We start from the raw sequence: 6670 nt of genomic DNA, 5'->3' as shown, positions 1-6670 counted from the left end.
GGTTGGCCAGCAACGCGTTGGACAGCACGGCGCCCACCTTGGCGGCGAGGTCGCCCGGCAGCGCCTCCCCGGAGGCCACCACCAGGCGCAGCGACGCACACACCGCCGCCTCGGGCGCCTCAACGAACACCCGCAGCATCGACGGCACGAAATGGCACACCGTCACCCCGAACTCTTCGACGGTGCGGGCCAGGTAGGCGGGGTCGCGGTGGCCGTCGGGCGCGGCCACGACCAGCCCGGCCCCGGCGGTGAAGGGCCAGAACAGCTCCCACACCGACACGTCGAAGGTCACCGGCGTCTTCAGCAGCACCCGATCGTCGGGGGTGAGCCCGTAGGCGCCCTGCATCCACTCCAACCGGTTCACGATCGCCCGGTGGGAGACCACCACACCCTTGGGCCGCCCGGTGGACCCCGATGTGTACAGCACGTAGGCGGCGTGGTCGGGCCGCAGCGGCGCCGTTCGGTCGGCGTCGGTGAAGGGGCCGGGATCGTGCGCGGCGATCCGCTCGGCGGTGGCGGGCTCGTCCAGGAGCAGCAGGGGCACGCGCGGTTGGCCCGGCAGGGCGGCGGCGTCCTGTTCCCGGCACAGCACCAGGGCCGGTCGGGCGTCGTCCAGCACGAACACCACCCGCTCGGGCGGATGCGCCACGTCCACCGGCAGGTAGGCCGCGCCCGCCCGCACCACCGCGTGCAGCGCCACCACCAGGTCCACCGAACGCGGCAGCGCCACCGCCACCACCGTCTCCGGACCCGCACCCCGCGCCGCCAACTCCCGCGCCAACCGGTTCACCCGCGCGTCGAACTCCGCCCGGGTGAGGGCGCCGGCCTCGGCCGACAGCAGCGCCGTTTCCTCCCGCGACGGCGCGGCGGCGCGGTCGATGAGGTCGGGCAGGGTGCGCTCGGGCAGCGCCCGCGCGGTGGCGTTCCACTCCCCCAGCACCCGCGCCCGCTCGGCCTCGGCCAGCAGCGGCAGGTCGGCGACGGGGCGCTGCGGGTCGGCCGCCGCCGCGGCCAGCAGCCGCACCAGCCGCTCGCCGAGCCCGTGGGCGGTCGCGGCGTCGAAGCGGTCGGCGGCGTAGCGGACCGCGACGGTGATCGCGTCCTCGCCGGGGCGCTCCACGAACTCGAACTCCAGGTCGAACCGGGCGGCCTGGGCCACCTGGTCGTCCACGGCGGTCGCGGTGCCGCCCAGCAGCCCGCCCGCCAGGTCGGGCCGCGTCTGGTGGCTGACCATCACCTGGAACAGGGGGTTGCGCCCGGCCGCGCGCGCCGGGTTGACCGCCTCGACCACCCGGTCGAAGGGCAGGTCGGCGTGGGCGAACGCGGCGACGGCGGCGGCGCGGGCGCGCTCCACCACCGCGCCGAAACCGGGGTCGCCCGACAGGTCGGTGCGCAGCACCAGGGTGTTGAGGAACATGCCCACCGCGTCGTGCAGCGCGGCGTCGCCTCGGCTGGTCGCCGGGGTGCCCAGCGCGATGTCGGTGCCGGCGCCCATGCGGTGCAGCAGCACCGCCACCGCCGAGGCCAGCACCATGAACGGGGTGGCGCCGCGCTCGCGGCCCAGATGGGCCAGGTCGCGGGCGAGGCCGGCCGGGATGCGCGCGGCGGCCACGCCGCCGGCGCCGGTGCGCACGGCGGGCCGGGGCCGGTCGGCGGGCAGCGGCGTCTCCTCGGGCAGCCCGGCCAGCGCGTCCCGCCAGTAGGCCCGCTGCCGGGCGGCCGTGCTGTGCGGGTCGTCCTCGGCGCCCAGCAGGTCGCGCTGCCACAGGGCGTAGTCGGCGTAGGACACCGGCAGCGGCGCCCACGCCGGCGCCCGCCCGGCCGCCCGCGCGGTGTAGGCGGCGTCCAGGTCGCGCAGGAACGGCTCCTGGGACCACTCGTCCACCACCACGTGGTGGAACAGGTGGAGCAGGGCGTACTCGCCGGTGTCGGCCAGGAACAGCACCGGCCGGTAGGCGGGCTCGGTGCGCAGGTCGAACGGCCGGCGCGCCGCCTCGGCCACCAGGGCGCCCAACTCGCGCCCGCCCGCGCGGACCACGCGCAGCGGGTCGGGCACCTCCTCGGGCGCAAGGACCCGCTGGCGCGGTCGGCCGCCGCGCTCGCAGAACACGGTGCGCAGGACGGCGTGGCGGGCCACCACGTCGCGCACCGCCGCGCCCAGCGCGCCGACGTCGAGGGGGCCGCGCCCGCGCAGGGTCCAGGGCACGTTGTAGACGGCCTCGGCGCCGGGGACCTGGGCGGCGGCCCACAGGCCGCGCTGGGCGGCCGACAGCGGAACGTCCCCGGTGGACGCGGCGGCGCGCCCGCCCACCAGCGCGGGGCGCGCCCGCTCGGCCTCGGCCACGCGCGCGGCCAGCGCCTCGGGGGTGGGTGCGGCGAACAGGTCGGCGACCCCCAGGTCGACGCCCAGGCGGGCGCGCAGCGTGTTGACGGCGCGGGCGGCGGCAAGCGAGGTGCCGCCCAGGGCGAAGAACGCGTCGTCGGCGGCGACCCGGTCGACGCCGAGCAGGTCGGCGAACACCGCGCACACCAGTTCCTCGACGGGGCCGCGCGGGGCGCGGCCGGCTCCGCCGGCGGCGGGGGCCTCGGGCGCGGGCAGGGCCGCGCGGTCGAGCTTGCCGTTGGCGGTCAGCGGCAGGGCGTCCAAGGCGACGAACGCGGCGGGCACCATGTGGTCGGGCAGGTGCGCGGCGGCGTGGGCGCGCAGCCGCGCGGGCTCGGGTGCGGCGCCGGGCGCGGGCACGACGTAGCCGACGATCCGGGTGCCTCCGGAGGCGTCGGGCAGCGCGGCGGCGACGGCGTCGGCGACATCGGGGTGGGCGGTCAGGGCGTGCTCGATCTCGCCGGGTTCCACGCGCATGCCGCGCACCTTGACCTGGAAGTCGGAGCGCCCGACGAACACCAGGCGGCCGGCCCGGTCCCAGCGCACCAGGTCACCGGTGCGGTACATGCGCGAGCCGGGGGGGCCGAAGGGGTCGGCCACGAACCGCTCGGCGGTCAGGCCCGGGCGGCGGGCGTAGCCCCGCGCCACCTGGATGCCGGCCAGGTACAGCTCCCCGTCCACGCCCGGGGGGACCGGGCGCAGGCGCTGGTCCAGCACGTAGACCGAGGTGTTCCACACCGGGCGCCCGATCGGTACCCCGGGACCGGTGAACTCCTCGGTGCCCACGTCGAAGGAGGTCACGTCCACCGCCGCCTCGGTGGGGCCGTACAGGTTGGCCAGCAACGCGTTGGACAGCACGGCGCCCACCTTGGCGGCGAGGTCGCCCGGCAGCGCCTCCCCGGAGGCCACCACCAGGCGCAGCGACGTACACACCGCCGCCTCGGGCGCCTCAACGAACACCCGCAGCATCGACGGCACGAAATGGCACACCGTGACGCCGTGCCGGGTGATCGCCCCGGCGACGTACCCCGGGTCGCGGTGCCCCTGCGGAGCCGCCACGACCAGCCCGGCCCCGGCGGTGAAGGGCCAGAACAGCTCCCACACCGACACGTCGAAGGTCACCGGCGTCTTCAGCAGCACCCGATCCTCAGCGGTGAGCCCGTAGGCACCCTGCATCCACTCCAACCGGTTCACGATCGCCTTGTGGGAGACCACCACACCCTTGGGCCGCCCCGTCGACCCTGAGGTGTACAGCACGTAGGCGGCGTGGTCGGGCCGCAGCGGCGCCGTACGGTCGGCGTCGGTGAAGGGGCCGGGATCGTGCGCGGCCACCCGCTGGGCGGTGGCGGGCTCGTCCAGCACGAGCGCCCTCGCGGCGTAGTCCTCGGGCAGCGCCGCGCGCGCGGCGGTGTCGCACAGCACGGCGGCCGGTTGGGCGTCGTCCAGCACGAACGCCACCCGCTCGGGCGGATGCGCCACGTCCACCGGCAGGTAGGCGGCACCCGCCCGCACCACCGCGTGCAGCGCCACCACCAGGTCCACCGAACGCGGCAGCGCCATCGCCACCACCGTCTCCGGACCCGCACCCCGCGCCGCCAACTCCCGCGCCAACCGGTTCACCCGCGCGTCGAACTCCGCCCGCCTCAGGCCCACACTTCCGGCCGGGTCGTCGGCGTCGAGCACGGCCGCGTCCGCGGCCCGCCCCCGGGCGGCGCCGGCGTCCAGCAGGTCGGGCAGGGTGCGCTCGGGCAGCGCCCGCGCGGTGGCGTTCCACTCCTCCACCACCCGGCGCCGCTCCGCCTCAGCCATCAGCGGCAGCGCGCTCACCGGCCGGTCGGGGCGGGCGGTGGCGGCGGCCAGCAGCAGCCGCAGCCGGCGGGTCAGCTCCTCGACGGTGGCGCGGTCGAACCGGGCGGCGGAGTAGCGCACCGCCCCGTCCACGGCCGCCGCGCCGGGCCGGTCGATGAACACGAACTCCAGGTCGAACTTGGCGGTGTCTATGACCTGGTCCTCCAGCCGGGTGCGCAACCCCAGCAGCCCCTCGGCGCCCGCCGGCCGCGTCTGGTGGCTGACCATCACCTGGAACAGGGGGTTGCGCCCGGCCGCGCGCGCCGGGTTGACCGCCTCGACCACGTCGTCGAAGGGCAGGTCGGCGTGGGCGAACGCGGCCAGGTCGGCGTCGCGCACCCGGGCGAGCAGGTCGGAGAACGCGGGGTCGCCCGACAGGTCGGTGCGCAGGACCAGCGTGTTGAGGAACATGCCCACCGCGTCGTGCAGCGCGGCGTCGGTGCGGCTGGTGGCGGGTGTGCCCAGGGCGATGTCGGTGCCGGCGCCCATGCGGTGCAGCAGCACCGCCACCGCCGCGCGCAGCACCATGAACCGGGTGGTGCGGGTGTCCTCGGCGAGCCGGGCCACCGCCCCGGCCAGTTCCTCGGGCACGGTGAAGCGCACCAGGCCCCCCTCGGCCGCGCCGGCGCCGGCGACGGGCCGGGGCCGGTCGGCGGGCAGCGGCGTCTCCTCGGGCAGCCCGGCCAGCGCGCCCCGCCAGAACGCGCGCAGCCGGTGGGCGCGCGAACCGGGCTTGTCGGGGTCGGCGAGCAGGTCGCGCTGCCACAGGGCGTAGTGGGCGTAGGACACCGGCAGCGGCGCCCAGGCGGGCGCGCGCCCGGCCGCGCGCGCGGTGTAGGCGGCGTCCAGGTCGCGCAGGAACGGCTCCTGGGACCACTCGTCCACCGCCGCGTGGTGGAACACCGCCAGCAGCAGGTGGTCCTCGGGGCCGGCGGCGAACAGGGTGAACCGGACGGGCAGGTCGCGCGCCAGGTCGAAGGGGGCGCGCGCCGCGCGGTCCACGCGTGCGGCCAGGTCGCCCCCGCCGGCCTCGCGGCGCAGCAGCCGCACCGGCACATCGCCGGGCGCCACCACCCGCTGCTCGGGTTCGCCGTCGGCGCCCACGGGGAACCGGGTGCGCAGCGCCGCGTGCCGCACGAGCACGTCGCGCAGCGCGGCCTCCAGGGCGTCGGCGTCCAGCGGGCCGCCCACCCGCAGCGCCCAGGGCACGTTGTAGGCCGAAGCGACGGCGCCGCCCAGCCCGTTGAGCAGCCACAGCCGCCGCTGCTCGGCCGACAGCGGAACGCGCGCGGGCAGCGGGCGCGGCTCCAGCGGCGGGCGGTGGTCGCCCGAGGCGGCCGCCCGCCCGGCCAGTGCGGCCGGGGTCGGCGCCTCGAACAGGTCGCGCACGCCGATCCCGGCGCCCAGCAGCGCGCGCACGCGGTTGACGGCGCGGGCGGCGGCCAGGGAGTGCCCGCCCAGGGCGAAGAAGTCGTCGTCGGCGGCCACCGAGGGCACGCCCAGCACCTCGGCGAACACCCCGCACACCGCCTCCTCGGCGGGGGTGCGCGGCGCCCGGCCCGCACGCTCGGCGGCGGGCTCGGGCGCGGGCAGGGCGGCGCGGTCCACCTTGCGGTTCTCGGTGAGGGGCAACGCGTCGAGGACGACGATGGCCGAGGGCACCATGTAGTCGGGCAGGCGCTGGGCCAGGGCTGCGCGCAGGGCCGCCGGGTCGGGGGCGGCGCCGTTGGCGGGGACGACGTAGCCCACCACGCGCGCCGAGGCGGGGCCGCCGTCGGCGCGCACCACGGCGACGGCGCGGGCCACGTCGGGGTGGTCGGCCAGCGCGGACTCGATCTCGCCGAGTTCGATGCGGAACCCGCGCACCTTCACCTGGAAGTCGGAGCGGCCGATGAACTCCAGGTCGCCGCCGCGCGTGATCCGCACCAGGTCGCCGGTGGCGTACATGCGCGCGCCGGGCGGACCGAAGGGGTCGGCCACGAACCGGGCGGCGGTCAGGCCGGGCCGCCCCAGGTAGCCGCGCGCCACACCGCCGCCGGCGATGTAGAGGTCGCCGGGCACACCCGTGGGCACGGGCCGCAGGGCGGCGTCCAGGACGTGCAGCCGGGTGTTGGCGATGGGCCGGCCGATGGTCACGGGCGTGCCGGGGGCGAGGGGCGCGGCGGTGGACCAGATGGTGGTCTCGGTGGGGCCGTAGAGGTTGACCACCCCGGCCGAGCGCGCGGCCAACTCCCGGGCCAGCGCCCCCGGGAGGGCCTCGCCGCCGACCAGGACGCGCAGGCCGTGGAGCGCGTCGGGCTGCTCCTCCACCAGCGCCTGCCACAGCGCGGGCGTGGCCTGCATAACCGTGGCACCCGAGGAGCCGATCAACTCGGCCAGGGCCACCGGATCGCGGACCACCTCGCGCTCGGCCACCACCACCGTCGCCCCCGCCAAAAG

Annotated in this window: 1 protein-coding gene; it reads right to left on the bottom strand. The window is 77.6% G+C overall.

Translation table 11 applies throughout. The features are described 5' to 3' along the window. Positions 1-6670 (bottom strand): non-ribosomal peptide synthetase (locus tag LG943_RS26065; RefSeq protein ID WP_270075026.1); only part of this gene is annotated, 6670 nt, incomplete at both ends.

It is taken from the genome of Streptomonospora mangrovi (genome assembly GCF_027604915.1).
Lineage (GTDB): Bacteria > Actinomycetota > Actinomycetes > Streptosporangiales > Streptosporangiaceae > Streptomonospora > Streptomonospora mangrovi.
This window is presented reverse-complemented; position numbering and strand designations above follow the sequence as displayed.